The sequence below is a fragment of the Glycomyces mayteni genome (assembly GCF_042428885.1).
Classification (GTDB): Bacteria; Actinomycetota; Actinomycetes; order Mycobacteriales; family Micromonosporaceae; genus Glycomyces; species Glycomyces mayteni.
In genome coordinates, this window is sequence record NZ_JBHMBP010000001.1 from 284,182 (window position 1) to 310,465 (window position 26,284).

Genomic DNA, 26,284 nt, shown 5'->3' on the forward strand with positions numbered 1-26,284 from the left:
ATGGCGATCTTCCTCAACGAGAACTCCAAGGTCATCGTCCAGGGCATGACCGGCTCCGAGGGCATGAAGCACACCCGCCGCATGCTCAAGGCCGGCACCGAGATCGTCGGCGGCGTGAACCCGCGCAAGGCCGGCACCAAGGTCGACGTGGACGGCGTGAGCCTCCCGGTGTTCGCCTCCGTGCAGGAGGCCATCAGCGAGACCGGGGCGAACGCCTCCGTCGTGTTCGTGCCCCCGGCCTTCTCCAAGGCCGCCGTGGTCGAGGCGATCGACGCCGAGATCGAGCTGGTCATCGTCATCACCGAGGGCATCCCGGTGCACGACTCCGTGACCTTCTGGAACTACGCCGAGTCCAAGGGCAACAAGACCCGCATCGTGGGCCCCAACTGCCCCGGCATCGCCAGCCCCGGCAAGTCGAACGCGGGCATCACCCCCGCCGACATCACCGGGACCGGCCCCATCGGCCTCGTCTCCAAGTCGGGCACGCTGACCTACCAGCTCATGTACGAGCTGCGCGACATCGGCTTCTCGACCTCCGTCGGCATCGGCGGCGACCCGGTCATCGGGACCACCCACATCGACTGCCTCAAGGCGTTCGAGGAGGACCCCGAGACCAAGGCGATCGTCATGATCGGCGAGATCGGCGGCGACGCCGAGGAGCGCGCGGCCGAGTACATCAAGAACCACGTGACGAAGCCGGTCGTCGGCTACATCGCCGGGTTCACCGCCCCCGAGGGCAAGACGATGGGCCACGCCGGCGCCATCATCTCCGGATCGGCCGGCACCGCCGAGTCGAAGAAGGAGGCCCTTGAGGCCGCGGGCGTCAAGGTCGGCAAGACCCCGAGCGAGACCGCCCGCCTCATGCGCGAGGTCGTCGAAAACCTCTAAGCGGCGCAAAGCGAAAGGGCCGGGCGATTCGCCCGGCCCTTCGTGTTCCTACTCCTCGATCCAGAAGTTGTCGTGCTCGGCGAAGAAGGCCTTGCGCTCGTCGTCGGTGAGTTCGCCGATGGTGAGGAGGCCCTCGAAGTAGTCCTCGCGGGGGGCGCCGGGGTGGAACATGAGGAGCATCGAGGCGGGCTCGCCGGACTCGTTGCGGAAGCCGTGGACGCCGCCTTCGGGGACGTGCACGAAGTCGCCGGGCGTGTGGTCGACCCACTTGGCGCCGTTGTAGATCCGGATCGTGCCGGTGAGGATGTAGAAGGACTCCGAGATGGTGCGGTGGAAGTGCGGGTCGGGGCCGGAGCGGGCGCCGCTCATGTTCCACTGGTAGAGGCCGAACTGGCCGTTCGTGGTCGCGCCGGTCGCCAGGTACCCGGCGTTGCCGCCGTTCGGGTACGCGATGTCGGGCGCCTGCCCGGCGGGCCGGAAGTACGCGCTCGTCTCGCCTTCGTCGCCGAAGTACCGCGGTTCGGGATAGGACATGTCGCTCGCTCTCTCTCGTGGACGGGGCCCGTGTCCGACGCTACCGGGCCGTCCGGCATATTGGTAGCGTTCCTAGCCGAGCGGCTAGGGCTGTGACGCTGAGGAGACGCCATGTCCGAGACCGTGCTCTTTGCGAACGCCGCGGTGCTCGACACCGCCGCGGGGGTGCTCGTGGCCGGGCAGCGGGTGCTGGTGCGCGGCGGGGAGATCGCGGCCGTCGGGTCCGAGGTCGAGGCCGCCGGCGCGAGGGTCGTGGACCTGGGCGGGCGGACCCTCATGCCGGGCCTGATCGACTGCCACGTGCACGTCAACGCCCACACCGCGGACCTGGCGGGGCTGGGCGACCAGTCGCCCGCGTACGTGGCCGTCAAGGCCGCGATCGAGCTGCGGGAGATGCTCCATCGCGGGTTCACGACGGTGCGCGACCCCGGCGGGGCGGACTTCGGCATCCACGACGCCGTGGCCGAGGGGCTCATCGACGGGCCGCGGGTCTTCTTCGGCGGCAAGGCGCTCTCGCAGACCGGCGGGCACGTGGACATGCGCCCGCGCGGGCGCGCGGTCAGCGACGGCCACCACTGCTGCCCCGACCTCGGGCTCGTGTGCGACGGCGTGGACGGCGTGCGCAAGGCCGCCCGCGAGCAGCTGCGCACCGGCGCCCACCACGTCAAGATCATGCTGTCGGGCGGCGTCGCCTCCCCCACCGACCGGATCGACTCGACCCAGTTCTCGATCGAGGAGATCCGCGCGATCGTGGAGGAGGCGGAGGCCGCCAACCGGTACGTCGCCGGGCACGCCTACACCGCGAGGGCCATCAACCGGGGCCTGGAGGCGGGCGTGCGGTCCATCGAGCACGGGAACCTCCTCGACCGGTCCAGCCTCGACCTGTTCCTGGAGCACGACGCGTTCCTGGTGCCCACGCTGGTGACGTACCGGCGCATGTCGATCGAGGGCGCCGACTACGGCCTGTCCCCGGCGAACCTCGCGAAGAACGAGATCGTCCTCGACGCCGGGCTCAAGGCCCTCGAACTCGCGCACGGGGCGGGCGTCAACCTCTGCTACGGCTCGGACCTGCTGGGCGGCATGAGGAAGCACCAGCTCGACGAGTTCGCGATCCGCGGCGCGGTCATCCCGGCGGCCGACGTGATCCGGTCGGCGACCGTGACCGCCGCGCAGCTCCTCGGGGAGGAGGACCGCATCGGGCGCGTCGCCCCCGGGTTCGCCGCGGACCTCCTCGTGGTCGACGGCGACCCGCTCGCCGACATCGGCGTGCTCACCGACCCGGAGGCCAACCTCGACCTGGTCATGCAGGGCGGCAAGGTGAAGGCGGGCGCCCTGGGCTGACCGCCACACGGTGGGAACGCTCCGCAGCGCCCGTTGCAGGGGTTTGCTACGTTCGACTCGCTCCAATTCAGCCCCGGACGCGAGGAGCCTCCTTGAGCAGTTCATCTGAATCCAACGGCATCGCCGAGGCCCTCGGCAAGGCCCTCGCGATCGCGCGCGATGCGCAACGGGCCCAAGAGGAGAGCGGCGCGCAGACCGTCGAGGTCGAGGCCGCCGACGGCATGGTCAGGATCTCGGCGACCACGGCGGGCAAGGTCGCCGTGGACATCGTCGACCCCCGCGCGGTGCGCCTGAGCAAGGAGCAGCTGAGCGAGGAGATCACCGCGGGCGTCAACGCCGCGCTCGACGCCGCCCGCGAGCAGGCCGGCATCCCCGGCGCGATCGACCTCGAAGGGCTCAACGAGAAGGTCGAGGAGCTCCAGCAGCAGTCCGTGCAGCGCCTCAGCTCCTTCATGAACACCCTCACCGAGTCCCACGCGCGGATCGTGCAGACCGCCGCCGACGGCAGGGGCCTGAGCTGATGCCCGACCTCAGCATCGACCCTGACGCCCTCGACCAGAGCGGCCAGCGCATCGAGGGCACCGCGGAGAAGTTCTTCACCGCCATCGACGAGTTCGCCTCCAGCATCGAGGGCGTCACCGCCGCGTGCGGGAGCGACGAGATCGGCGGGCTCATCGAGCAGGCGCACCAGGCGGTCTTCGAGTTCGCCAAGGAGTGCTTCACCGAGGCGGCCCAGTCGATGGCCGACGCGGGGATCGACGTGCGCGACTTCGCGGCCCAGCACCTCGACGCCGACAACGCGGTGTCCCAGGCGTTCGCGCAGATCGCCTCCGAGATCGGGGGCGCCTGATGGCGATCACGCTGCCCTCCGAGCTCGCGAGCCTCCTCGGCATCCTCGGCTACGACTGGCCCCAGTCCAATGAGGACAACCTCATGGACTTCGGGCAGGCGTGGATGGACTTCGGCGGCAAGCTCGGGGACCTGAACGGCGAGTCCGCCGAGAACGCCGCCTCCGCGTGGACCGACCAGGTCGGCAAGGACATCGACGCCTTCAAGACCTGGTGGGAGAGTGAGGACGGCCCCCAGAAGATCATCGGGGACGGCTCCGTCGGCTCCATGATCGCGGGCGTCGGCCTCATCATCTGCGCCGTCATCGTGCTGTGCCTCAAGATCATGGTGATCGTGCAGCTCGTGATCCTCGCCGTGCAGATCGCCATGGCGATCGCCGAGGCCGCCGTGACCTTCGGCGCGTCCCTGCTCCAGGTCCCGATCTTCCAGCAGATCTCCCGGACCGTCGTCGGCAACCTCGTGCAGGAAGCCATATTCAAGCTCATCGACGCATAGGCGCGGCCCGTGGGAACCGGAAAGAAAAGCGGCGGCAAGCTCATCAGCGCCGCGCTGGAGTTCTTCCAGAAGGCGAAGAAGCAGCGCGCCGGGCGCGCGCAGCAGAACAAGATGGACTACGACAAGCTCCAGCACGCGCTCGTCGGCGACGTGCGGCCCGGCCGCCCCTCCGGCTCGGGGTACCACTGGCGGCCCGGCGGCAACGACTTCGACGGCCGCCGGATCAGGCCCGACTCCAAGCGGCCCGTCGGCGACAACGGCGTCTACCAGGCCGACCCCGAGTTCTTCGACGCCGGACCGCCGCCGATCTGGAAGCCCAAGGGCGGCAACGGCGGCACCTCGACGTTCTTCCCCGACTCCTGGACCGGCGAGGACGTCGACAAGAACATCGCCACCGCGTTCCGCAAGAGCCAGCCGCACCCCACCGACCCGAACATGTGGGTCGGAGAGTCCGGCGGCGTCAAGATCAGCGGCTACTATGACGGCAACAACGGCCGCGGGTACACGCACGGCTTCCCATCCGACCAGCAGTAACGAAAGGCACCGCTGAACAATGCGCTTCCGAATGGACGACTACTTCGGCCCGGTCGTGGACGCCGCGCCCGCCGGCCAGGACGTCCTCGCCGCCTGGATCTGCACCGACATCGGCCGGAAGTTCCGCGTGCTCCTCGACGCCCTCGCCATGATCGACGACGTCCGCAGCGGCGGGCAGCCGTTCGAGCAGTGGGACTCCGAGGGCTGGGACGTCGAGTTCGACCCGTCCGGCGTCACTATCCAGGCCGTCTACGGCAACCGCCAGCGCGCGGAGTACGACGTCGAGACCGTCAGGTCCGCGCTGGAGGACTTCTGGCAGTTCATGGTCGAGACCCCCGAGCGCGCCAACGCGCCCCGCACCTACCGGCCCGACCTCCCCGAATGGCAGGAGGGCCTGCTCCAGTGGGAGGCGTCCTGGCAGATCCGCCACCCGTACCGCGGGCGCCTGGGCATCCCGGAGCAAGGGCCCGCTTAGACGGAACACGAAGGCGCGGACCGCATCGCGGTCCGCGCCTTCGTCATGCAGTACTACAGGTCGAAGTGGCAGGCGACCTTGTGGCCGCTCGCCGCCTCGCGCCACTGCGGCTCCTGCTCCGCGCAGATGTCCTGCGCCCACGGGCAGCGGGTGCGGAAGCGGCAGCCCGAGGGCGGGTTCGCCGGGGACGGCAGGTCGCCCTTGAGGATGATGCGCTCGCGGGTGGCCTCCTTCTCCGGATCGGGCTGCGGCACCGCCGAGAGCAGCGCCTTCGTGTACGGGTGGCGGGGGTGCTCGTAGATCGAGGCCGAGTCGGCCTCCTCCACGAGCTTGCCGAGGTACATGACCCCGACCCGGTCCGAGAGGTGCCGGACCACCGCCAGGTCGTGCGCGATCACCAGGTACGTCAGCCCGAACTCGCCCTGGAGCTCGTCGAGCAGGTTCATGACCTGGGCCTGGATCGACACGTCGAGCGCGGAGACCGGCTCGTCGCACACGATCAGGTCGGGCCGCAGCATGAGCGCCCGCGCGATGCCCAGGCGCTGGCGCTGCCCGCCCGAGAACTCGTGCGGGAAGCGCTCCAGCACGGTCTTGGGCAGGCCCACCGCGTCGAGCGTCTCGACGGCGAGCTTGCGGCGCTCGGCCTTCGAGCCGACGCCGTGGACCTTGAGCGGCTCCGCCAGGAGCATGTCCACGTTGTGGCGCGGGTTGAGCGAGCCGAGCGGGTCCTGGAAGACCATCTGCATGCGGGAGCGGAACTTCCGCAGCCGCTCGGGCTTGAGGGTCGTCACCTCGTCGTCGCCGAGGCGCACGCGCCCGGCCGTGGGCTCCTCCAGGCGCAGCACGGCCCGCCCGAAGGTGGTCTTGCCGCAGCCGGACTCGCCCACCAGGCCGTACGTGCCGCCTTGGGAGACTTGCAGACTGACGCCGTCCACGGCGCGCACGTGGCCGACGGTGCGCTCCACGAGCACGCCGCGGCGGATCGGGAAGTGGACCTTCAGGTCCTCGACCTCCAGCAGCGCGGGCTCGGAGCCGGAGGGCTCCTCGGTGCGCTGCGCGGGGACGTGCGGTTCCGCCTGCGGCGCCTCGTCTTGCGGCGCAAGGTCTTCGGTGCTCATGCGACCTCCTCGGCCATGACGCAGCGGTGGGCGTGCGCGGACCCGACGAGCGCGGGCTCGCCCGCGACGCACGCGTCGGCGACGCGGTCGCAGCGGGGCGCGAACGCGCAGCCGTCCTTCCAGCGGATGACGTCGGCGATCGAGCCGCGGATCGGCGTCAGCGGCTCGTGCAGCGGCAGGTCCAGGCGCGGGATCGACCCGAGCAGCCCCACCGTGTACGGGTGCGTGGGCCGCGCGAACAGCTCGCGCACCGGCGCCGACTCGACCACGCGCCCCGAGTAGAGCACGTTCACCTCGTCGCACATGCCCGCGACGACCCCGAGGTCGTGCGTGATCATGAGCAGCGCGGTGCCCTCGTGGTCGACGAGGTCCTTGAGCAGCTCCAGGATCTGCGCCTGGATCGTGACGTCGAGCGCGGTGGTCGGCTCGTCGGCGATGAGCAGGCGCGGGGCGCACGCGACGGCGATCGCGATGAGCACGCGCTGGCGCATGCCGCCGGAGAGCTGGTGCGGGTACTCCTTGAGGCGGCGGACCGGGTCGGGGATGCCGACGCGGTCGAGGAGGCTGGCGGCCTCCTTGTTCGCCTTGTCGCCCTTGAGGCCCCGGTGCCGTTCGAGGACCTCGGTGATCTGCCGTCCGATGGGGACGACCGGGTTGAGGCTCGACAGGGGGTCCTGGAAGACCATGGCGAGGTCCTTGCCGCGGCGGCGGCGCATCGCGGAGGCGGGCAGCGACAGGAGGTCGGTGCCGTCGAAGACGGCCCGGCCGCTGACGTCGGCGCCGCCGCCCTTGCGGCGCCCGCCCCCGGCCGGGACGGCCTGGGGCGCGGCGACGCTCGCCTTCACGGCTCCGGGCGACGCCTCCTCGGCGGCGGCCTGGACCGGCTGGTCCCCCTTGCGGGCCTTGGCGGCCCGGCCCCTGGGGAGGAGGCCCATGACGGCGAGGCTGGTGACGGACTTGCCGCACCCGGACTCGCCGACGAGGCCGACGATCTTCCCCTGCTCCACGGAGAAGGAGACGCCGTCGACGGCGGTGGACGCCCCGAACGCGACCCGCAGGTCCTCTACTTCGAGCAGTGCCACTACTCCTGCCTCCTCAGCCTCGGGTCGAGCGATTCGCGCATGGCCTCGCCGAGGAGGGTGAACCCGAGCGCGGTCACGATGATGGCGACCGCCGGGTAGATGGCGAGCTGCGGTGCCCCAGAGAGGAACCGCTGCGCGTCGGCGAGCATGGTGCCCCATTCGGCGCTGCCGGGGTCGGGGTTGCCCAGGCCCAGGTAGGACAGCGCGGCGGCCTCGATGATCGCGGTGGCGAGCACCAGGGTGGCCTGGACGATGACCGGCCCGAGCGAGTTGGGCAGGATGTGCGAGACGACGATCCGTCCCTTGGGGACGCCCAGGGAGACGGCGGCGAGCACGTAGTCCGAGTGCGCCTGCGCCAGCATCGATCCGCGCAGCAGCCGCGCGAAGATCGGGATCTGCGCGACCCCGACGGCGACCATGACGGTGCTCAGCGACGGGCCCAGGAGGGCCGCGACGCTCAAGGCGAGCAGGAGCATCGGGATGGCGAGGGCCACGTCCACGGTGCGCATGAGGACGGCCTCGACGCGCTCGCCCCAGCGGCCCCCGAAGGTGCCCGCGGCGGCGGCGACCCCGCCGATGACCGCGCCCGCGACGAAGCCGATGAGCGTCGCGACGACGCCCACCAGGAGCGTCTGGCGGGCCCCGACGATCATGCGAGAGAACATGTCCCGGCCCAGGTGGTCCAGGCCGAACCAGTTCTCGGGGCGCGGCCCGGGGAAGATGTTCCGGTTGAGGAACACCTCGCGGCCCCAGGTCTGCGCGGTCGGGTCGTACGGGGCGATCCACGGCCCGAGGACCGCCACGATGACGAACAGGCCGACGATGACGGCGCCGGTGACGGCCATCGGGGAGCGCTTGAGCCTGCGGTACGACTGGCGCAGCAGCGAACCGGTCTGCGCCTCGCGGGCGGAGACGCTCGCCTCGATGAGGCGGTCGAGCTTCTCGATCTTCGCGACGGTCATGACCGCACCCGCACTCTCGGGTCGAGGAGCCCGTACGACAGGTCCACGATCAGGTTGATGGCGACGTAGAACATGGCGATCACGAGGATGAAGCCCATGAGCGCCGGGTAGTCGCGCTCGGTCGTCGCCTGGTACACGAAGGACCCGATGCCGCCGAAGGAGAACACCGACTCGGTGAGCACGGCGCCCGCGAACAGGCTGCCCAGGAGCAGGCCGATGATCGTGGCGATCGGGAGCATGGCGTTGCGCATGACGTGGCGGCCGCGGATCACGGAGGGCTTGAGGCCCTTGGCGTCCGCTGTGCGCACGTAGTCCTCGCCGACGACGTCGAGGACGCTGGCGCGGGTGATGCGGACGATGACCGCGAGCGGGATCGAGGACAGGGCTATCGCGGGCAGCACCAGGTGCAGCACCGCGTCCCAGGCGATGTCGAACTCGCCGGTGATGAGCCCGTCGACGACTCTGAGGCCGGTGACCTCCGTGTAGTCAGCCCCGGCGGAGAGCCGGAACGTCGTGGGCAGCCACCCGAGCTCCTGCGCGAACACCACTTTCAGCATGGCGGCGAGGAAGAAGATCGGGATGCACGTGCCCAGGAGCGAGCCGGAGACGGCGGTGAAGTCCAGCCACGTCCCGCGGCGCCTGGCCGCGAGGTAGCCGAGCGGAATGCCCAGGCCGACGGCGATGATCATCGCGGCCAGGGACAGTTCGATGGTGGCGGGCAGCCGGTCGGCGAGCTCCGTGGCGACGGGCCGCCCGCTCGACAGCGAACTGCCGAAGTCGAAGCGGACGATCCGTCCCAGGAAGTCCCCGTACTGGACCCAGACGGGCTCGTCGAGCCCCAGGGCCGCCCGCAGCGCCTCCCGCTGCTGGTCCGTGGCGTTCTCGGGGAGCAGCCGGTTCTCGGGTCCGCCCGGAAGGGCTTTGAACCACGCGAACAGCAGCAGCGAGAGTCCCAAGAGGGCCACGGCCAGTTGCAGGAGGCGCTTGACGGTGTAACGCAGCATGTTGTGCTAGTCGGTCTTCAGGTCACGAGCCGGCGGTGAAGTAGACCTGCGCGAAGTTCTCCTGCGTCAGCGGGGAGACGTCCGGCGGGTACACGTTGGCGGCGAAGGCGATCGACGGCGGGGAGGACGACAGCGGCAGGCCCGGGAGCTCTTCCATCACGGCCTCGTTGGCGGTCTTCCACAGGTCGACGCGGGTGGCCTCGTCGGGCTCGGTGTTGGCGGCCGCGATCGAGTCGAAGACCTCCTGGTTGTCGAAGCCCCACTCGGTGGACTCGGCGGCGAACCAGGTGCCGAGGAAGTTGTACGGGTCGCTGAAGTCGCCGGTCCAGCCGAGCAGGTACAGCGGGCACTCGCCGGAGCGGGTGGTCGGGATGTACTCGACCCAGGTGATCGGGCGGGCCTCGACGGTGACGCCGGCCGCTTCGAGGTCGGAGGCGATCATGTCGAAGATGTCCTTCGGCGCCGGCATGTACGGGCGCGACACGTCGGTCGGGTAGCAGAACGTCAGCGTCAGGTCCTCCTGGCCGGCCTCGGCGAGCAGGTCCTTGGCCTTGTCGACGTCGTAGTCGTAGGTCTTGACGTCCTCGGAGTAGCCCTCAAGGCTCGGCGGGATGAACTGCGTGGCGACCAGTCCGCCCGGCGGGAGCACGTTGTTGACGATGCGCTCGCGGTCGACGGCGTAGGACAGGGCCTCGCGGACCGCGTGGTCCTCAAGGGGCGCCTGGCCCTGCGTGTACGCGAGGTACAGCAGGTTGAACACGCCGCGGACGGGGACCTGGAAGCCCGCGTCGATGAGCGGCTGCACGTCGGCGGGGGCGGCGAGGTCGTAGCCCTGGATGTCGCCGGCCTCAAGGGCCTGGCGGCGGGCGGTCTCGTCGGAGATGGTGCGGAAGATCAGGGTCTTGACCTTCGCGGCGTCGCCCCAGTACGTGTCGTTGCGCGTCAGGGTGACCTGCTGCTCGCCGTGGTCCCACTCGGTGAGGACGTACGGGCCGGTGCCCGCGAGGGTCCCGGCGGTCTGCGAGTAGTCCGGCAGCGGCGAGTCCGCGGCGGCCAGCTCGACGTCGGCGATCGCCTCAAGGGAGGCGGGGCTGATGATCGAGAAGGAGCTCAGGGAGAACGCGCCCGGGAAGCTGGAGGTGTACTTGCTCAGCGAGATCGTCGCGTCGAGCCCGTCGGCCTCGCAGCCCTGGTAGATCGACTCGGACTCGATGCCCATGGCCGGGTCGTTCTCGGTGAAGCCGCCGAAGATCGCGGAGTAGTAGTAGGTGAAGTTCGGGGACTGGAAGCCGCCCTTGAAGTTCGCCCACCGCTCGAAGTTCGTGCAGACCGCGGCGCCGTCGAGGGCGGTGCCGTCGCTGAAGGTCACGCCCTCACGCAGGTGGAAGGTCCACTCGGTGCCCTCCGGGTTCTGGTCCCACGACTCGGCGAGGCCCGGCACGCTGTCGGTGCAGTCGGTGTCGACGAGGGTCTCGTAGATCTGGCGGGTGACGCGGAAGGTCTCGCCGTCGGAGGCGAGGACCGGGTCCATGCTGGTCGGGTCGCCCGGGGAGCCGAAGACGAACGGCTGCGACTCGTTGGCAGCGGTGTCCGCCTCGGGGGTCCCGTCGGTCCGCTCCGGGCAGGAGAAGTCGAAGTCCTCGGCGGATTCGGCGTCGCCGCCGTCGTCGCCGTCGGAGCCGCAGGCGGCGAGGATGCCCACTGCCATCGCGGCGCTCGCCGCGGCGGCCAGGACGCGCCTGACTGGGGTTGGGGACGTGCGCATAGGTTGTCTCACCCGTCGGTCGTTGGGTATTCGGAGGTACCAAACAGACTAGAACACGGTGAGTTACACCACTGTTAAGCGTTATGTGATCGTGACCGTTCCGCGGGCTATTGTTACCGAATCCCCATCAACCATGCGCAAGTGAAAAACGTTGTCGCACAAGGTGTTTCAAATCGGGTCAAGCGCGGCGCGGCACGGCGCGGGAGGTCCACTCAGTCCATGGTCCGGCGGCCCGAGAAGGCCCGCCCGAGGGTCACTTCGTCGGCGTACTCCAGGTCGCCGCCCACGGGCAGGCCGCTGGCCAGCCTGGTCACCTTGAGCCCCATGGGTTTCAGCAGCATCGCCAGGTAGGTGGCGGTGGCCTCGCCCTCGGTGTTCGGGTCGGTGGCGATGATGAGCTCGGTGGTCTCCCCGGCCTGGAGCCGCACCATGAGCTGGCGGATGCGCAGGTCGTCGGGGCCGATGCCCTCCAACGGGTTGATGGCCCCGCCGAGCACGTGGTACCTGCCGCGGAACTCGCCGGTCCGCTCGATCGCGAGGACGTCCTTCGGCTCCTCGACGACGCAGATGAGCGCCTCCGAGCGGCGCGGGTCGCGGCAGATGCCGCACTGCTCGCCCTCGGTGACGTTGCCGCACGTCTCGCAGAACCGGACCTGGGCCTTCACCCGCTCCAGCGCCGAGGTGAGCCGCTCGACGTCCGCGCTCTCCGACGCCAGCAGGTGGAAGGCCAGCCGCTGCGCACTCTTCGGGCCGATCCCGGGCAGCTGCCCGAGCTCCTCGATGAGGTCGCCCAAAGCCCCGTCGTACAAGGATTCTCCTCCGTGGTTCCGCGTGGTGGGGCCGGGCTACATGCCCGGGAGGCCCATGCCGCCGAGGGCGTCGCCGAGCGGGCCCATCTTCTGGGCCGCGAGGCGCTTCGCGTCGGCGCCGGCGGCCTGGACGGCCGCGACGATGAGGTCTTCGAGGGTCTCGACGTCCTCGGGGTCGACCGCCTGCGGGTCGATCTTGACGGCCTTGAGCTCGCCGTCGCCGGTGACCGTCGCGGAGACGAGCCCGCCGCCCGCGGCCGCGGTGACCTCGCTCTCGGCCAGTTCGGCCTGGGCCTTCAGCATGTCGGCCTGCATCTGCTGGGCCTGCTGGAGCAGCTTCTGCATGTCTCCGCCCGGGAACATGTCCATGTCGTCTCCTCGCCTTCGGTTTCCGGTTCTCCTGGTCTGGCGGTTAGGGCCTGTTCTGCGAATCAGGGCGTGGCGGTATCCGAGTCCGTTCGTTCGCTCGCAAGGCGGAGGTGCCTCCCGATACCGGGGTTGTATCGGGAGGTGCCGACAACGCAGCGAGCGGGCGAACGGGCCGGATAGCGACCGTTCTGATTCGCAGAACAGGCCCTAGCGTAGCCGCACGGGGCGACGGCGGCAGTGGAGCACGCCCGGCCGCGGGCCCGAACACGTCGGACCGGCGGGTCAGCGCGCGATCTGCTTGGCGCCGAACGCGGTGGTGATGAGCTTGATCGCCTGCTCCTCGCTGGTCCCGAAGCCGCCGGGGGCGACCGGGTCGTCGGGGCTGGGCTCGTCGTAGTCGTCCGGCGGGGGCTCCTCGACGGCCTCGGCGACGGGCGCGGCGGCCTGGCGGCCGGGTGCGGCGGCGGGCCGGGACGAGGGCGCGGCGGCCCTAGGCGCCGGGGCCGGCGCCGCTCCCCCCGGGGCTTTTGGGAGGCTCCCCGCCTCCCCCACCTCGCATCGGATCTTCCAGGTGCCGCCGAGGACGTCGCCGAGGACGCCCGCGACGATGCCGTAGGCGGGCTCCTTCTGGAGGTTCTCGGCGTGGAACGCGTGCTTGAAGGTGAGGACCAGCTCGCCCGCGGCGGCGTCGGCGATGGTGGCGTCCTGGAGGAGCGCGGCGGTGGTGCGCTTCTTGTCCTTGACGGCCATCATGATCCGGTCCCACTGGCGGCGCACCGAGGCGGCGGAGGTGCCGCCTCCGGCGGGCTCGGGCTCGTAGACGGGGGCGGGCGGGGGCGCGGTCCACTCCTCGGCGGGGGGCTCCTCCGCGGGCGCGGCGGGCGCGGGCTCGGGCGCCTTCGCCTGCGGCGCTTCGGCTTCCTCCCACGGCGGGACCGCGGCGGGCGCGGGCTCCGGCGCGGCGGGGGCCTCGGCGGGCCTGGCGGGCGCGGGTCGGACCGCGGCGGGCTCGACGGGTGCGGCGACGGGCCGCGCGGGGGCGGCGAGGGCCGCTCCGGCGGCGCGCTGCTCCAGCGTTTCGAGGCGCTGCATGAGCCCGGCCATGGACTCGTCGGAGCCGGGCAGGATCGCGCGCACGCACGCGAGCTCCAGGAGCAGGCGCGGCGCGGTGGCCCCGCGCATCCCCGCGAGCCCGGCGGCGACGACCTCGGCCATGCGCGCGAGCGTCGAGGTGCCCATGCGGGTGGCCTGGCTGGTCATCTTGGCGAGCTGGTCGGCGGGGGCGTCCACGAGGCCGTTCGCGCCCGCGTCGGGGACCTGCGTGAGGACGATGAGGTCGCGCAGTCGCTCCAGGAGGTCCCCGGCGAAGCGGCGGGGGTCGTGGCCGCCCTCCACGACGCGCTCGACCACTTCCATGACGGCCGCGCCGTCGGCGGCGGCGAACGCCTCGCACATCTCGTCCAGGAGCCCGGCGTCGGTGACGCCGAGGAGCCCGGCGGCCCGCTCGTACGTGACCCCTTCGGGCCCGGCCCCGGCGATGAGCTGGTCGAGCACGGAGAGCGTGTCGCGCGCGGAGCCGCCCCCGGCGCGCACGACGAGCGGGAGCACGTCGTCGGCGACGACGGCGCCCTCCTCGTCGCAGAGCTTGCGGCACAGCTCGCGCATCGCGGGCGGCGGGATGAGCCGGAAGGGGTAGTGGTGCGTGCGCGAGCGGATGGTCGGGAGGACCTTGTCCGGCTCGGTGGTCGCGAAGATGAAGAGCACGTACTCCGGCGGCTCCTCGACGAGCTTGAGCAGCGCGTTGAAACCGGCGGCGGTGACCATGTGCGCTTCGTCGATGATGTAGATCTTGAAGCGGGAGTCGACGGGCGCGAAGACGGCGCGTTCGCGCAGCTCGCGGGCGTCGTCCACGCCGCCGTGGCTGGCGGCGTCGATCTCGATGACGTCGACCGAGCCGTGCCCGGCGGCCGAGAGCGCCACGCACGAGCGGCACTCGCCGCACGGCTCGGCGGTGGGCCCCTGGGCGCAGTTGAGGGAGCGGGCGAGGATGCGGGCCGAGGAGGTCTTGCCGCAGCCGCGGGGCCCGGAGAAGAGGTAGGCGTGGTTGAGGCGCCCGGCGGTGATGGCGTTGATGAGGGGTTCGGTGACGTGCTCCTGGCCGACCACTTCCGCGAAGGTCTGCGGCCGGTACTTGCGGTAGAGCGCGAGTGCCACGTTCTCCTCCTGCTGATCGCCCCTCGGCGGCGCCGGTGCGCGGCGCGCCTCAAGCCAGGGTACGGGCTGGGTCCGACGTTCTGCGGCTGACCGGGGGTCTTGGCGCGGGGGTCATATGAGGGCGGCGGCGAGGTCTGGCCCAGAACGGATGAAAGCGGTATCCTCATACAATCGCAAGACATTTAAACGTTTCAATGTAAAGGAGCTCCCCCTTGCGCACTCCCGCTCCGACCCGCCGCGCGCGGCTCGCCCGGTGGCTGGCCGCCGCCATCGCGGCCGTCTGCACCGCGGCCGGGTTCACCGCCCTCGGGGCCGCCCCGGCGGCGGCCGTCGAGACCGGCACCTGGTACCGGATCGTCAACGACTTCTCCGGCCTCGCCGTCAGCATCCAGGACGCCTCCACCGCGACCGGCGCCGCCGCGGTCCTCGCCGCGCCGTCCTCCGCGACCGACCAGCAGTTCCGATTCGTCGACTCCGGCAGCGGCTACTACCGGATCCAGGCCCGGCACTCGAATCAGGTACTCGACGTCTACGCCAAGTCCACCGAGAACGGCGCGAACCTCGTGCAGTGGACCGACAACAACGGCGCCAACCAGCAGTGGCAGGTGAACACCCAATCCGACGGCGCCGTCGAACTCGTCAACCGCAACTCCGGCAAGGCCCTCGACAACTGGGAGTGGGCCACCAGCGCGGGCTCGCGCGTCTCCCAGTACGACCGCAACAACCTCGAATCGCAGCACTGGAAGCTCGTGCCCGTCGCCGCCGCCGGGAACGGCGCGGTCAACGACCCGAACCTCCAGTACTACGGCCGCTGGAACACGACCGACGCGTCGTTCTACACGATGGGCTGGGCCGGCGGCTACGTCGAGGCGGCCTTCACCGGCTCCTCCGTCGGCGTGAAGCTGCGGAACACCATCGACCTGTACTACTCGGTCGACGGCGGCGCCGAGACCTGGCTGCGGGCCGTCTCCGGGAACGTCACGATCCGGACCGGGCTCTCCTCGGGGACCCACACGATCCGCATCGGCTTCCGCGAGAAGGCCGGGTCCTACACCGGCGACCCGGCGTTCGGCGGCCTCATCCTCGCCTCCGGCGGCGCGACCGGCGCGATCAGCCGCCCGGCGAACTTCGTCGAGTTCATCGGCGACTCCATCACCGTGGGCCAGCCCAACGGGAACCGGCCGTTCACGGCCTACCCGTACCTGGTGGGCGACAACCTGAACGCGGGCCACACGCAGGTCGCGCAGGGCGGCGCGTGCCTGGTCAGCACCTCCGACGGGTGCTGGGGGATGATGGATTGGTTCCGCCGCACCTCCATGGCGTCCACTTCGGACGACTGGAGCTTCTCGCGGTACCAGGCCACGGCCGTGGTCATCAACCTGGGCACCAACGACGTCGGGCACGGCGTCTCCACCACGGCGTTCCAGGCCAACTACGTCACCATGCTCGAACGCGTGCGCCAGGCCTACCCGAACGCGCACATCTTCGCGCTCCAGACGTTCCGCGGCCGCTACGTCCCCGAGACCCAGGCCGCCGTCAACGCCCGCATCAGCGCCGGTGACGCGAAGGTCCACTTCGTCGACACGACCGGCTGGCTCCCCGACGCGGGCGACCTCGTCGACTCGGTCCACCCGAGCGACGCCGGCCACCTCAAGATCGCCAACCGGCTCACCCCGATCATCGACCAGTACATCTGACCGGCCGAGGCCGCGGCGCCCGCTCTCCACGGGCGCCGCGGCCTCGACTGCGGCCTCGACTGCGGCCTCGACTGCGGCCGAATCCGATATCCTATAGGAAATAGGATATCGGGATCTATTGCGCGGTCAGGGCCTCAGTCGGCGAGAGCCGCGAGGCCCGCACCGCCGGGTAGAGCCCCGCGACCGCGCCGATGAACAGCGTCGCGGCCACGCCGCCGACGCTCGCCCAGTACGGGACCACCGTCGGCCACTCCCGCACCGCCGCGAACACCGCGGTCACCGCCGTCCCCAGCAGCACCCCGCCGACGCCCCCCAAGGCGCTCAGCAGGAGCGACTCAGCGAGGAACTGCACCCGGATCTGCCCCTTCGTCGCGCCGAGCGACCGGCGCAGGCCGATCTCGCTGCGCCGCTCCAGGACCGAGATGACCATCGTGTTCGCCACCCCGACCCCGCCGACCAGCAGCGCCACCCCGCCCAGGCCCAGCAGCATCCCCGTGAACGCCGTGTCCACCGCGTTCTTCGCGGCCAGCGCGTCCGAGGGACGCGACACCGACGTCTCGTCGGGCGCCTCCGGGTTCGCGGTCGCCGCCAGGACGCCCGCCACCTCCTCCACGTACTGCTCCTCGGCGCGGGCGTACACCGTCGTCGGGTGCCCGTCGAAGCCCAGGTACGCCGCGGCCGCGTCCCACCCGACCAGGACCGCGAGGTCCAGCTCCGGCGCGAGCGCCACGGGTTCGAGGATGCCCACGACGGTGAACCAGCGGCCCCCGACGTACACCTCCACGCCCCCGTCGACCGAGGTGATGCCGAGCTGCTCGGCGGCCGTGGCCCCGAGGACCACCGCCGGGTACCGCGCGGTCGCCTCGTTGAGCCACACGCCGTCCGCGAGCTCCGCGCCGATCGTGTCGAACACGTCGAGCTCGGCGGCGCTGACGGTGATGCCGCCCGAGCGGCCCTCCGGGATGTGGTCGGAGCGGTACACGTTCGCGTCCGAGACGCTCCCGGTCGCCGCCACCGCGTAGACCGGCTCGATCCGCGCGACCATCGCCGTGGCCTCGTACGGCAGGACGCCCTCCTCCCCCGACAGCATCGACGTGCCCGGCTCGACCCGCAGCAGGTTCGTGCCGAGCGCCGCGAGCTGCCGGTCGAGTTCGGCGCGGCTCGACGAGGAGATCCCGACGACCGCGATCATCGCCGCGATGCCGATCGCGATGCCCAGGGCCGAGAGCCAGGCCCGCAGCGGGCGCGTCCGCAGGCCGGTGGCGCCCACGCGGAGGACGTCGCCGGTGTGCATCCGGGCGGGCCGCAGCGCCTTCGCGGGCGGCGGGTCGGCGGGCGTGGCGGGCGGACCGGGCGGCGGAGCGGCGGGCGGTCCCGGCGGCGGACCGCCGTGCCCGGTTCCCGTTGCGGTCGTCGCCATTCAGACCACCTCGCCGTCGCGCATCGCGACCTGCCTGGGGAGCGAGGCGGCGATGTCCTGGTCGTGGGTGATGACCACGACCGTGGTCCCGGCCGCGTGCAGCTCGTGCAGCAGCGCCATCACCCCGGCGCCGGAGACCGAGTCGAGGTTGCCGGTCGGCTCGTCGGCGAGGAGCACCGCGGGGGCGCCGACGATCGCGCGGGCGACGGCCACGCGCTGGCGCTCCCCGCCCGACAGCTCGTTCGGGAGGTGGTCGAGGCGGTGCCCGAGCCCGACCCGTTCGAGCGCCTCGGCGGCGCGGGCGCGCCGGTCGGGGCCGCGGCGGCCCGAGTAGAGGAGCCCGTCGGCGACGTTGTCGAGGACCTGCTGCCCCACGGCGAGGTGGAACTGCTGGAACACGAACCCGATCCTGGTGGCGCGCAGCGCGGAGAGCTGCTTGTCGCGCAGGCTCGCCACGTCGAACCCGTCGATGCGGACCGAGCCCTCGCTGGGCCGGTCGAGCGTGCCGATGAGGTGGAGCATCGTCGACTTGCCCGAGCCGGAGGGGCCGACGATCGCGCACATCTCCCCCGGCTCGATCCGCAGGGAGACGCCGCGCAGGGCCCGGACCCCGCCCGGGTAGGTCTTCGAGACGCCTTCGAGTTCGACCACCGGCCGGGGACCCGTCCCCGCCCCGGCCGCGGCGGCTTCGGCGAGGACGGTCATGAGGGCACCACCACGGACTGGCCCGCTTCGAGCCCTTCGCCGCTGACCTCCACGAAGCCGTCGGCGAACAGGCCGGTGTCGACGGCGACGATCTCGGTGGTCTCGCCGTCCACGACCTCGACGCCGTAGCCGCCTTCGGCGAGGCCCAGGAGGGCTTCGACGGGGACGGCGAGCACGTCTTCGGCGCTGTCGCCGGCGAAGCCGACGTCCACGCTGGCCTGGTCGAGCGCGTCGAAGACCGCGGCGTCGTCGGCGGCGACGGTGACCTCCAGGTAGGTGACGTCCTCGGTCTCGCCGCCGCTCTGCTCCTCGGTCACCGCGGTCTCGGAGCCCGTGACGGTCCCGGTGGCCTCGGTGCCGTCGGGGAGGGTGATGGTGACGGGGTCGCCGACGACCACGAGCTCCTGGTAGTCGAGTTCGACCTCGACGGTGACGACCTTGTCGAGGCCGGTGTAGGTCAGGAGCGTGGAGCCGGGCTGGGCCGCGGCGCCGAGCTGGAGGTCCACGGTGCCGACGCGGACGGCGTCGGGCGCGAACACGATGCGGCCCAGTTCGACCGCGCCGGTCTCGTCGAGGCCGAGGTCCTCCTGCCACTCCTCGACGGCGGCGGCGGTGGCGTCGGTGTACTCGTCGTCCACGGTGAACCCGTCGTAGCCGAGCGCGGCGAGGTTCTCCTCGAACTGCTCGACGTCGGCGCCCTCGGCGCCGGCCTGGAGGGGCCGGTACGCGGGGAGCGCGCCGTACATGAGGACCACGGGCGTGTCGTCCACGCTGTAGAGCCGGTCGCCGCGCTCGATGACGTCGCCTGCGGCGGGCAGGTCGGTGACGGTGCCGCTGAGGAGGCAGCCCAGGTCGAGCGCGTCGCCGTAGCCGAGGTCCCCGGCGATGGCGACGGTCTCGGTGAGGGTGGTCTGCGTGACCTCGGCGGTCTCGGGGGTCTCCTGCGTCGCCTCGGCTTCGGGGGAGGCGAAGAGCGAGCGGAAGTCGACGCCGAGCGCCGCCGCGACCGCCGCGGCCGCGGCCACTGCGATCGCCGCGCCTGCGACGACCTTCCCGGTGCGGCCCCTGCCGCGCCTGCGGCCCGCCATCACTCGTCCCCGCTGTTCGTGGAGCCGCCGGGCCCGCCGGGGGCGAGGTCCTGGCAGGCGGCCTGGGCGTCCTTCATCTCCTGGCCCTGCGGGTCGACGCCGAGCTCGTCGCCGTTCATCATGATGCCGCCGTTGGGCTCGGGGTCGGGGAAGCCGGGGACGCCGTTCTCGCGCATGCACTCCGAGTACGCCAGGAGCGCCTCGTACACCTCGGGGTCCATGGTCGCGTTCTCGTCGGGGCCGGGCATCTGGTCCTCGCAGGCCGCTTCGGCGGCCTTGAAGTCCTCGTCCTCGGGGTCGAGGCCCTCGGGGAGGCTGAGGCCGACGCCGCCGTCGCCGTTCTGCTCGGGGTCGGGGAAGTCGGGGACGCCGTTCTCTCGCATGCACTCCGAGTACGCGAGTGCCTGCTCGAAGCCGTCGAGGTCCTCGCCGTCCCCGCCCTCGGAAGCCGACTCGGAGGCGTCGCCGTCGACGGAGGCCACGCCGCCGTCGTCGGCGTCGTCGCCGCAGGCCGCCGCCGTGAGGGCGGTGAGGCACAGGAGGAGTGCGATGAGGTATCGCCGCATCGGATCGCCTTTCGTGAGTAGTGGCGCGGCCGGGGGCGGGAGGCGCCCCGGCCGCTCCGCCAGTACAGCGAAGGGGGCGTTGCGCGGCCGTAATCCGAAACGGCAATGCCGCGGCAACACCGGACGCGCCAAGATGGGGGCATGAGGATCCTGGTGGTGGAGGACGAGCCGCTGCTGGCGGACGCGGTCGCGGAGTGGCTGCGCGGCGACGCGCACGCCGTGGACGTGGCGGCCGACGGCGGCGCGGCCCTGGAGCGGTTCGCCGTCAACGAGTACGACGTGGTGGTCCTCGACCGGGACCTGCCCGTGGTCCACGGCGACCAGGTGTGCCGCGAGATCGCCGCGGCGGGGGGCGACACGCGCATCCTGATGCTCACGGCCGCTTCGGACGTCGACGACCGCGTCACGGGCCTGTCCCTCGGCGCGGACGACTACCTGCCCAAGCCCTTCGCGTTCCGGGAGCTGGCCGCCCGGGTGGCGGCCCTGGGCCGGCGCACCCGCCGCGCCGCCCCGCCGGTCCTGGCCCGCGCGGACATCACCCTGGACGTCCACCTGCACCAGGTGTTCCGCGGCGGCCGGTACGTCCCGCTGTCGCGCAAGGAGTTCGCGGTCCTCGCGGAGCTGCTGCGCGCCGACGGCGCCCCGGTCTCGGCCGAGCAGCTCCTCGAAAAGGCGTGGGACGAGCACACCGACCCGTTCACGCAGGCCGTGCGCATGACGATCCTAAAGCTGCGCCGCAAACTCGGGGACCCGCCGGTGGTCCTCACCGAACCGGGAGTGGGGTACCGCATCCGATGACACTCACCCTGCGCAACCGCCTCACGCTCGTCTACGGCGTCCTGTTCGTCCTCGGCGGCGTCTTCCTCCTGGCCCTGACCTACAGCCTGGTCGCGAACTCGACCCCGAACCCGGGCACGATCCAGGGCTCCTACCAGGACGCGCCGCCGCCCGGCTCGGGCGGGACCTTGGTCTCCCAGGAGCAGTTCCGCATCCTCCTCACCGAGGACGTCTGGGCCGACGCCCTCGGGGCCATCAGCACCCAGGGGTCCCTCGCGCTCGGCCTGGTCTCGATCGGCTCGATCGCGCTCGGCTGGCTCATCGCCGGGCGGATGCTCCGGCCGCTCTCCCGCGTCACCGACACCGCGGCCCGCATCGCCGAGGCCCCCGCCGCCGGGCAGGGCCTCCACGAGCGCATCCACATCGAAGGCCCCCAGGACGAACTGCGCGAGCTCGCCGAGACCTTCAACCGGATGCTGGAGCGCCTCGACCACTCCTTCGACGGCCAGCGCTCCTTCATCTCCAACGCCTCCCACGAGCTCCGCACGCCCTTGACGGTGACCCGCGCGCTCCTGGAGGTCGCCGTCAACCGCAAGGGCGCCTCCGCGGACGTGCGCCAGCTCGGCGAGACCCTCCTCGAAGTGAACGCCCGCCACGAGCGCCTCATCGACGGCCTGCTGCTGCTCATGCGCTCCGACCGGGAGCTGCGCGAGCGCTCCTACCTCGACCTGGCCGACATCGCCGCCCACGTCGTCGCCCAGACCCCGGCCCCGGGCCTGGCGGTCACCGCCGACTGCGAGGAGGCCCCCGCCCGCGGCGAACCGGTCCTCCTCGAACGCATGGTCCAGAACCTCGTCGAGAACGCCGTCCGCTACAACCTCCCCGAGGACGGCTGGGTCACGGTCGCCACCCGCACCGCCGACGGCCGCGCCGTCGTCGAGGTCGCCAACTCCGGCCCCCTCATCGCCGCCTTCGAGGCCCCCGGCCTCTTCGAGCCCTTCCGCCGCCTCGGCACCGAACGCCTCGCCACCGCCTCCAAAGGCGCCGGCCTCGGCCTCTCCATCGTCCGCGCGGTCGCCGAAGCCCACGGAGGCGAGGCGACCGCGACCCCCCGCCCCGAAGGCGGCCTGGTGGTAACGGTCTCGCTCCCCGCTGCCTGACCCCGAGTACGCGAAAAGACCCCGGCGGGAACCGGGGTCTTTCTGCTTGAGCCGCCTGACGGAATCGAACCGTCGACCTATTCATTACGAGTGAATCGCTCTGCCGACTGAGCTAAGGCGGCCTGGGTCTCCCACACACCCGCCAGAGCCCGCTTATCCTTGCTGCCTTCCGGCCCTGGGGAGGTTCACAAGATGACGCCGCATGGGAGACGGGCGAAAGTCTACCGCACGCGCGCGGCCCCGCCGAACCGGGAGCGGCCGCCGCGGCCCCGATGCAACGCAGGTCACCTCGATCAACCCGGTTGGAGGGCGTTCGCGGCGTCGGGTAAGGTACTCCGCGGAGGATTCGCATAGTGGCCTAGTGCGCACGCTTGGAAAGCGTGTTGAGTGAAAGCTCTCAGGGGTTCGAATCCCCTATCCTCCGCCAAACGGCCGGGTTTCCGAACCCGGCTTTTTTCATGCCCTCGTGTCACTCCTGCCGCCGAACCGCCGGTGGTTCGCCTTGTAAAGCGGCGGTCGCCGAAGCAGATTGTTCGGGGTACCGGCCGCCGGGCCTCGCACCGTCCGGCGGCCATTCGAGGAGGCAGGGAACCAGTGATGCAGACCAATCGAAGGCGCAGGGGACAGAAGCTGATCGCCGCGGGGATCGCGGGGGCCGCCGCGGCGGGGGCGACGGTGTTCGCCGTGCAGTTCGCGTCCGCGGAGGAGGCCGCGCAGGACGCGCAGGCGTGCGTGAGGACGGCGCTGCCGATCCCCGAGGGGCTCGTGTCGACGGGCGTGTCGGGAATGAGCGACGACGGCTCGGTGATCGCGTACTACGCGCTGCCGCTCGACCAGAGCTGGCCCGACGGGCTCGGGGCGTTCCCGCGCCTGTACAGCGACGGCGAGGTGACCGACGTGCCGATGCCCGGGGACCACCCGCGCCTGCACGACGCGAACTCGGCCGCCGAGGCCGCCGGGTACGCGACCGGGTCGAACGGGCGCGACGTGCCGTACCTGTGGAGCGGCGGCGAGCTGACCGCCCTGCCCGTGGGCGAGGACGGCGGCCGGGCGATGGGGATCAACGAGGGCGGCGACGTCGTGGGCCTGAGCCAGACCTTCGACGGCGGCGTGCCGGTCGTGTGGCCCGCCGACGGCTCCGGCCCGGTGGAGCTGCCGCTGCCGGAGGGCGCCAAGAGCGGCGTCGCGCACGACATCGGGGACGACGGCCTGGTCGTGGGCGCGTTCTACGACGAGAACGGGACCGCCACGGCCTACTCGTGGACGGCCGAGGGCGAGGGCGAGGCCCTGCCGGTGCCCGAGGGCGCCGAGGGCGTGTTCGCGATCGCCACGGACCTGAACGGCGACTGGACCTCGGGCCAGCTGTGGGTCGCCGGGGGCGGCGACGCGCCCGCCGGGGTCCGCTGGAACCTCGCCGAGGGCACCGTGGAGCGGACCGGACTGGACCACGAGGTCGCGGTGAGCGCCGACGGCACCGTCGCCGGGTACGTCCCGGGCGAGGTCACCAAGGCCGCGTACCAGGCGGGCGACGCGATCGTGGAGCTGCCGGGCGTGGCCGAGCCCGAGTGGGGCGGCGACAGCGCCGAGGAGATCAGCGCCGACGGGGCGCTCATCGCCGGCGACGTCTACATCGAGACCGACGAGGCGGGCCTGCCGGTCCGCAACGCGGTCGTCTGGGACTGCGCGTAGCCCCGGGACGCGCAACGGGGCGGGACCTTTCGGTCCCGCCCCGCTTCACTGCCTAAAGGCTTAGCCAGCGCCCTCGCCGGCCATGCCGCCGCGCGGGCCCGCTCCGGGGCTCTTGGGCGGCATCGTGCCGGTTCCGGCCCCGGGGCTCTTCGGCGCGCGCTCGCCGGCCAGTTCGGCCGGAGGCGTGTCCGGGATGCCCGCGGGCTTGTCGGCGCCCCTGAAGGTCAGGTTCGTCTTCTCGATGTCCTTCGGGTCGCCGTCGACGTCGACGATGACGATCTGCCCGGGCACGAACTCGTTGAAGAGGATCTTCTCCGAGAGCGTGTCCTCGATCTCGCGCTGGATCGTGCGGCGCAGCGGCCGGGCGCCGAGCACCGGGTCGTAGCCCTTGTGCCCGAGGTACAGCTTCGCGTTGTCCGTCAGCTCCAGGGCCATGTCGCGGTTGGCGAGCTGGTCCTCGATGCGCTTGACCATGAGGTCGACGATCGAGACGATCGCCTCCTGCGTGTGCTTCGGGAACACGATCGTGTCGTCGATGCGGTTGAGGAACTCGGGGCGGAAGTGGTTCTTCAGCTCCTCGTTGACCTTCTCCTTCATCCGCTCGTAGTCGCCGCCCTCGGACGCGTCGGCCTGGAAGCCCAGCGACACGGCCTTGCCGACGTCCCTCGTGCCGAGGTTCGTGGTCAGGATGAGCACCGTGTTCTTGAAGTCGACGATGCGGCCCTGGCCGTCGGTGAGGCGGCCGTCCTCCAGGATCTGGAGGAGCGTGTTGAACACGTCCGGGTGGGCCTTCTCGATCTCGTCGAACAGGACCACGGAGAACGGCTTGCGGCGCACCTTCTCGGTGAGCTGGCCGCCCTCGTCGTACCCGACGTACCCGGGAGGCGCGCCGACGAGGCGCGACACCGTGTACCGGTCGTGGAACTCGGACATGTCGAGCTGGATGAGCGAGTCCTCCGAGCCGAACAGGAACTCCGCGAGGGCCTTCGCCAGCTCGGTCTTACCCACACCGGACGGGCCGGCGAAGATGAACGAGCCGGACGGGCGCTTGGGGTCCTTGAGCCCGGCGCGGGTGCGGCGGATCGCCTTCGAGACGGCCTTGACGGCGTCCTCCTGGCCGATGATCCGCTTGTGGAGCTCGTCCTCCATCTTGAGCAGGCGGGAGGTCTCCTCCTCGGTCAGCTTGTAGACGGGGATGCCCGTCCAGTTCGCGAGGACCTCGGAGATCATCTCCTCGTCGACCTCGGTGACCTGGTCGAGGTCGCCGGCCTTCCACTCCTGCTCGCGCTTGGCGCGCTTCTCGTGCAGGCGCTTCTCGGTGTCGCGCAGGCGCGCGGCGGCCTCGAAGTCCTGCGCGTCGATAGCGGACTCCTTCTGGCGGCGGGTCTCGGCGATCTCCTCGTCGATCTCGCGCAGGTCCGGCGGTGCGGTCATCCGGCGGATGCGCATGCGCGCGCCCGCCTCGTCGATGAGGTCGATCGCCTTGTCCGGCAGGAACCGGTCGGAGATGTAGCGGTCGGCGAGCGTCGCGGCCTGCACCAGGGCGCCGTCCGTGATGGACACGCGGTGGTGGGCCTCGTAGCGGTCGCGCAGGCCCTTGAGGATCTCGATGGTGTGCGCGAGCGACGGCTCGGCCACCTGGATCGGCTGGAAGCGCCGCTCCAGGGCGGCGTCCTTCTCAAGGTACTTGCGGTACTCGTCGAGCGTGGTCGCGCCGATGGTCTGGAGCTCGCCGCGGGCGAGCATCGGCTTGAGGATCGAGGCCGCGTCGATCGCGCCCTCGGCGGCCCCCGCGCCGACGAGCGTGTGGATCTCGTCGATGAAGAGGATGATGTCGCCGCGGGTCTTGATCTCCTTGAGGACCTTCTTGAGCCGCTCCTCGAAGTCGCCGCGGTACCGCGACCCGGCGACGAGCGCGCCGAGGTCGAGCGTGTACAGCTGCTTGTCCTTGAGGGTCTCGGGGACCTCGCCCTTGGTGATCGCCTGCGCGAGGCCCTCGACGGCGGCGGTCTTGCCGACGCCGGGCTCGCCGATGAGCACCGGGTTGTTCTTGGTGCGCCGCGACAGGACCTGCATGACGCGCTCGATCTCGCGCTGGCGCCCGATGACCGGGTCCAGCTTGCCGTCGCGCGCGGCCTGGGTCAGGTTGCGGCCGAACTGGTCGAGCACGAGCGACCCGGACTGCTGCGACTCCTGGGAGGTGCCGCCGGCGGTCGCGCCCGCGGGCTCCTTGCCCTGGTAGCCGGAGAGCAGCTGGAGGACCTGCTGGCGGACCCGGTTGAGGTCCGCGCCGAGCTTGATGAGGACCTGGGCGGCGACGCCCTCGCCCTCGCGGATCAGGCCCAGCAGGATGTGCTCCGTGCCGATGTAGTTGTGGCCGAGCTGGAGCGCCTCGCGCAGGCTCAGCTCCAGGACCTTCTTCGCCCGGGGGGTGAAGGGGATGTGCCCGGAGGGCGCCTGCTGCCCCTGGCCGATGATCTCCTCGACCTGCTGGCGCACGCCTTCCAGGGAGATCCCCAGGCTCTCCAGGGCCTTAGCCGCCACGCCCTCGCCCTCGTGGATGAGGCCGAGCAGGATGTGCTCCGTGCCGATGTAGTTGTGGTTGAGCATCCTGGCCTCTTCTTGAGCCAGGACGACCACGCGTCGGGCACGGTCCGTAAACCGTTCAAACATGCGCTTCTGCTCCTCGCGTCCGCCGCTACTTCGTCGTCGTTACTGGTCGTGGCTTGCAAAACCCTGTGGG

The 26,284-nt window shown here is 71.4% G+C and carries 24 protein-coding genes, 2 tRNA genes, 1 other RNA gene and 1 pseudogene; 12 read left to right on the forward strand and 16 right to left on the reverse strand.

The window, feature by feature from the left end; translation table 11 throughout:
• Positions 1-888 (forward strand): succinate--CoA ligase subunit alpha, encoded by an 888-nt coding sequence (gene sucD / locus ACFFXY_RS01325; RefSeq protein ID WP_382345126.1) that lies wholly within the window; start codon positions 1-3, stop codon positions 886-888.
• A gap of 48 nt (positions 889-936) precedes the next feature.
• Here sucD and ACFFXY_RS01330 read toward each other — a convergent pair whose 3' ends face one another.
• Entirely contained in the window at positions 937-1,422 is a 486-nt protein-coding gene (locus ACFFXY_RS01330) for a cupin domain-containing protein (protein WP_382345128.1), read from the reverse strand.
• 111 nt (positions 1,423-1,533) lie between these two features.
• Here ACFFXY_RS01330 and ACFFXY_RS01335 point away from each other — a divergent pair, with 111 nt between their 5' ends.
• The 6 genes from ACFFXY_RS01335 (at position 1,534) to ACFFXY_RS01360 (ending at position 5,116) form a co-directional block, all read left to right on the forward strand.
• On the forward strand, positions 1,534-2,763 hold the full coding sequence (locus ACFFXY_RS01335; protein WP_382345130.1) for a metal-dependent hydrolase family protein: 1,230 nt from the start codon (positions 1,534-1,536) through the stop codon (positions 2,761-2,763).
• Between the two features lie 92 nt (positions 2,764-2,855).
• On the forward strand, positions 2,856-3,284 hold the full coding sequence (locus ACFFXY_RS01340) for a YbaB/EbfC family nucleoid-associated protein (protein ID WP_382345132.1): 429 nt from the start codon (positions 2,856-2,858) through the stop codon (positions 3,282-3,284).
• Complete coding sequence (locus ACFFXY_RS01345; protein WP_382345134.1) at positions 3,284-3,613, forward strand: hypothetical protein; 330 nt, start codon at positions 3,284-3,286, stop codon at positions 3,611-3,613. The genes ACFFXY_RS01340 and ACFFXY_RS01345 overlap by 1 nt, the downstream gene beginning before the upstream one ends.
• Positions 3,613-4,107, forward strand: coding sequence for a WXG100-like domain-containing protein (locus ACFFXY_RS01350; RefSeq protein ID WP_382345136.1), 495 nt, complete (start codon positions 3,613-3,615; stop codon positions 4,105-4,107). Before ACFFXY_RS01345 ends, ACFFXY_RS01350 begins: the two co-directional genes overlap by 1 nt.
• Positions 4,108-4,116: 9 nt before the next feature.
• Positions 4,117-4,641 carry an EndoU domain-containing protein gene (locus ACFFXY_RS01355; protein ID WP_382345138.1) on the forward strand — a complete coding sequence of 175 codons (525 nt, stop codon included), beginning with the start codon at positions 4,117-4,119 and terminating at the stop codon, positions 4,639-4,641.
• A gap of 31 nt (positions 4,642-4,672) precedes the next feature.
• Positions 4,673-5,116 carry a hypothetical protein gene (locus ACFFXY_RS01360; RefSeq protein WP_382345140.1) on the forward strand — a complete coding sequence of 148 codons (444 nt, stop codon included), beginning with the start codon at positions 4,673-4,675 and terminating at the stop codon, positions 5,114-5,116.
• A gap of 53 nt (positions 5,117-5,169) precedes the next feature.
• On the opposite strand, the gene ACFFXY_RS01365 is transcribed toward ACFFXY_RS01360, so the two are convergent.
• The 8 genes from ACFFXY_RS01365 to ACFFXY_RS01400 all read right to left on the reverse strand — a co-directional run bounded on the left by ACFFXY_RS01365 (position 5,170) and on the right by ACFFXY_RS01400 (position 14,439).
• Positions 5,170-6,234: an ABC transporter ATP-binding protein gene (locus ACFFXY_RS01365; protein ID WP_382345142.1), complete on the reverse strand. Its 1,065-nt coding sequence runs from the start codon at positions 6,232-6,234 to the stop codon at positions 5,170-5,172.
• Positions 6,231-7,316, reverse strand: a complete 1,086-nt coding sequence (locus ACFFXY_RS01370; protein ID WP_382345144.1) for an ABC transporter ATP-binding protein — start codon at positions 7,314-7,316, stop codon at positions 6,231-6,233. The genes ACFFXY_RS01365 and ACFFXY_RS01370 overlap by 4 nt, the downstream gene beginning before the upstream one ends.
• The gene (locus ACFFXY_RS01375; RefSeq protein ID WP_382345146.1) at positions 7,316-8,278 is read right to left on the reverse strand and encodes an ABC transporter permease; all 963 of its coding nucleotides are present in this window, start codon (positions 8,276-8,278) and stop codon (positions 7,316-7,318) included. The genes ACFFXY_RS01370 and ACFFXY_RS01375 overlap by 1 nt, the downstream gene beginning before the upstream one ends.
• Positions 8,275-9,282 carry an ABC transporter permease gene (locus tag ACFFXY_RS01380; protein WP_382345148.1) on the reverse strand — a complete coding sequence of 336 codons (1,008 nt, stop codon included), beginning with the start codon at positions 9,280-9,282 and terminating at the stop codon, positions 8,275-8,277. The genes ACFFXY_RS01375 and ACFFXY_RS01380 overlap by 4 nt, the downstream gene beginning before the upstream one ends.
• 22 nt (positions 9,283-9,304) lie before the next feature.
• Entirely contained in the window at positions 9,305-11,047 is a 1,743-nt protein-coding gene (locus ACFFXY_RS01385) for an ABC transporter substrate-binding protein (RefSeq protein ID WP_382345150.1), read from the reverse strand.
• Positions 11,048-11,259: 212 nt separating this feature from the next.
• Positions 11,260-11,856, reverse strand: coding sequence for a recombination mediator RecR (gene recR / locus ACFFXY_RS01390; protein ID WP_106363180.1), 597 nt, complete (start codon positions 11,854-11,856; stop codon positions 11,260-11,262).
• A 36-nt stretch (positions 11,857-11,892) separates the two neighbouring features.
• Entirely contained in the window at positions 11,893-12,219 is a 327-nt protein-coding gene (locus ACFFXY_RS01395) for a YbaB/EbfC family nucleoid-associated protein (RefSeq protein WP_359955496.1), read from the reverse strand.
• 288 nt (positions 12,220-12,507) lie between these two features.
• Positions 12,508-14,439 carry a DNA polymerase III subunit gamma and tau gene (locus ACFFXY_RS01400; protein ID WP_382345153.1) on the reverse strand — a complete coding sequence of 644 codons (1,932 nt, stop codon included), beginning with the start codon at positions 14,437-14,439 and terminating at the stop codon, positions 12,508-12,510.
• Between the two features lie 212 nt (positions 14,440-14,651).
• On the opposite strand from ACFFXY_RS01400, the gene ACFFXY_RS01405 reads away from it, so the two are divergent.
• Positions 14,652-16,136, forward strand: a complete 1,485-nt coding sequence (locus ACFFXY_RS01405) for an RICIN domain-containing protein (protein WP_382345155.1) — start codon at positions 14,652-14,654, stop codon at positions 16,134-16,136.
• A 115-nt stretch (positions 16,137-16,251) separates the two neighbouring features.
• Here the strand turns inward: ACFFXY_RS01405 and ACFFXY_RS01410 are convergent, their stop codons facing one another.
• From ACFFXY_RS01410 to ACFFXY_RS01425, 4 genes are all read right to left on the reverse strand, one after another.
• A complete protein-coding gene (locus tag ACFFXY_RS01410; protein WP_382347322.1) occupies positions 16,252-17,430 on the reverse strand; it encodes an ABC transporter permease in 1,179 nt (392 codons plus the stop codon).
• Between the two features lie 126 nt (positions 17,431-17,556).
• Positions 17,557-18,261, reverse strand: a complete 705-nt coding sequence (locus ACFFXY_RS01415) for an ABC transporter ATP-binding protein (RefSeq protein ID WP_382345157.1) — start codon at positions 18,259-18,261, stop codon at positions 17,557-17,559.
• Positions 18,258-19,349, reverse strand: a complete 1,092-nt coding sequence (locus ACFFXY_RS01420) for an efflux RND transporter periplasmic adaptor subunit (RefSeq protein WP_382345159.1) — start codon at positions 19,347-19,349, stop codon at positions 18,258-18,260. The genes ACFFXY_RS01415 and ACFFXY_RS01420 overlap by 4 nt, the downstream gene beginning before the upstream one ends.
• Positions 19,349-19,915 (reverse strand): hypothetical protein, encoded by a 567-nt coding sequence (locus ACFFXY_RS01425; RefSeq protein ID WP_382345161.1) that lies wholly within the window; start codon positions 19,913-19,915, stop codon positions 19,349-19,351. Before ACFFXY_RS01425 ends, ACFFXY_RS01420 begins: the two co-directional genes overlap by 1 nt.
• A gap of 141 nt (positions 19,916-20,056) precedes the next feature.
• Here ACFFXY_RS01425 and ACFFXY_RS01430 point away from each other — a divergent pair, with 141 nt between their 5' ends.
• Both ACFFXY_RS01430 and ACFFXY_RS01435 read left to right on the forward strand, forming a co-directional pair.
• Positions 20,057-20,713 carry a response regulator transcription factor gene (locus ACFFXY_RS01430; RefSeq protein ID WP_382345163.1) on the forward strand — a complete coding sequence of 219 codons (657 nt, stop codon included), beginning with the start codon at positions 20,057-20,059 and terminating at the stop codon, positions 20,711-20,713.
• Positions 20,710-21,852, forward strand: a complete 1,143-nt coding sequence (locus ACFFXY_RS01435) for a sensor histidine kinase (RefSeq protein ID WP_382345165.1) — start codon at positions 20,710-20,712, stop codon at positions 21,850-21,852. Before ACFFXY_RS01430 ends, ACFFXY_RS01435 begins: the two co-directional genes overlap by 4 nt.
• Before the next feature lie 49 nt (positions 21,853-21,901).
• On the opposite strand, the gene ACFFXY_RS01440 is transcribed toward ACFFXY_RS01435, so the two are convergent.
• Positions 21,902-21,974 (reverse strand) — tRNA-Thr (locus ACFFXY_RS01440).
• Positions 21,973-22,066, reverse strand: an RNA gene (ffs, locus tag ACFFXY_RS01445) — signal recognition particle sRNA small type. The genes ACFFXY_RS01440 and ffs overlap by 2 nt, the downstream gene beginning before the upstream one ends.
• 125 nt (positions 22,067-22,191) lie before the next feature.
• Here ffs and ACFFXY_RS01450 point away from each other — a divergent pair.
• Positions 22,192-22,279 (forward strand) — tRNA-Ser (locus ACFFXY_RS01450).
• Positions 22,280-22,449: 170 nt separating this feature from the next.
• Complete coding sequence (locus ACFFXY_RS01455) at positions 22,450-23,541, forward strand: hypothetical protein (protein ID WP_382345167.1); 1,092 nt, start codon at positions 22,450-22,452, stop codon at positions 23,539-23,541.
• A gap of 162 nt (positions 23,542-23,703) precedes the next feature.
• Here the strand turns inward: ACFFXY_RS01455 and ACFFXY_RS01460 are convergent.
• Positions 23,704-26,214: pseudogene (locus ACFFXY_RS01460) on the reverse strand (ATP-dependent Clp protease ATP-binding subunit); the annotation flags it as partial.
• Between the last annotated feature and the right edge of the window lie 70 nt (positions 26,215-26,284).

Coding starts and splice junctions, on each gene's coding strand:
- sucD (WP_382345126.1), top strand. CDS start 1: ATGGCGATCTTCCTCAACGAGAACTCCAAGGTCATCGTCCAGGGCATG.
- ACFFXY_RS01330 (WP_382345128.1), bottom strand. CDS start 1,422: ATGTCCTATCCCGAACCGCGGTACTTCGGCGACGAAGGCGAGACGAGC.
- ACFFXY_RS01335 (WP_382345130.1), top strand. CDS start 1,534: ATGTCCGAGACCGTGCTCTTTGCGAACGCCGCGGTGCTCGACACCGCC.
- ACFFXY_RS01345 (WP_382345134.1), top strand. CDS start 3,284: ATGCCCGACCTCAGCATCGACCCTGACGCCCTCGACCAGAGCGGCCAG.
- ACFFXY_RS01350 (WP_382345136.1), top strand. CDS start 3,613: ATGGCGATCACGCTGCCCTCCGAGCTCGCGAGCCTCCTCGGCATCCTC.
- ACFFXY_RS01360 (WP_382345140.1), top strand. CDS start 4,673: ATGGACGACTACTTCGGCCCGGTCGTGGACGCCGCGCCCGCCGGCCAG.
- ACFFXY_RS01365 (WP_382345142.1), bottom strand. CDS start 6,234: ATGAGCACCGAAGACCTTGCGCCGCAAGACGAGGCGCCGCAGGCGGAA.
- ACFFXY_RS01375 (WP_382345146.1), bottom strand. CDS start 8,278: ATGACCGTCGCGAAGATCGAGAAGCTCGACCGCCTCATCGAGGCGAGC.
- ACFFXY_RS01380 (WP_382345148.1), bottom strand. CDS start 9,282: ATGCTGCGTTACACCGTCAAGCGCCTCCTGCAACTGGCCGTGGCCCTC.
- ACFFXY_RS01385 (WP_382345150.1), bottom strand. CDS start 11,047: ATGCGCACGTCCCCAACCCCAGTCAGGCGCGTCCTGGCCGCCGCGGCG.
- ACFFXY_RS01395 (WP_359955496.1), bottom strand. CDS start 12,219: ATGTTCCCGGGCGGAGACATGCAGAAGCTGCTCCAGCAGGCCCAGCAG.
- ACFFXY_RS01410 (WP_382347322.1), bottom strand. CDS start 17,430: ATGCACACCGGCGACGTCCTCCGCGTGGGCGCCACCGGCCTGCGGACG.
- ACFFXY_RS01415 (WP_382345157.1), bottom strand. CDS start 18,261: ATGACCGTCCTCGCCGAAGCCGCCGCGGCCGGGGCGGGGACGGGTCCC.
- ACFFXY_RS01420 (WP_382345159.1), bottom strand. CDS start 19,349: ATGGCGGGCCGCAGGCGCGGCAGGGGCCGCACCGGGAAGGTCGTCGCA.
- ACFFXY_RS01425 (WP_382345161.1), bottom strand. CDS start 19,915: ATGCGGCGATACCTCATCGCACTCCTCCTGTGCCTCACCGCCCTCACG.
- ACFFXY_RS01430 (WP_382345163.1), top strand. CDS start 20,057: ATGAGGATCCTGGTGGTGGAGGACGAGCCGCTGCTGGCGGACGCGGTC.
- ACFFXY_RS01435 (WP_382345165.1), top strand. CDS start 20,710: ATGACACTCACCCTGCGCAACCGCCTCACGCTCGTCTACGGCGTCCTG.
- ACFFXY_RS01455 (WP_382345167.1), top strand. CDS start 22,450: ATGCAGACCAATCGAAGGCGCAGGGGACAGAAGCTGATCGCCGCGGGG.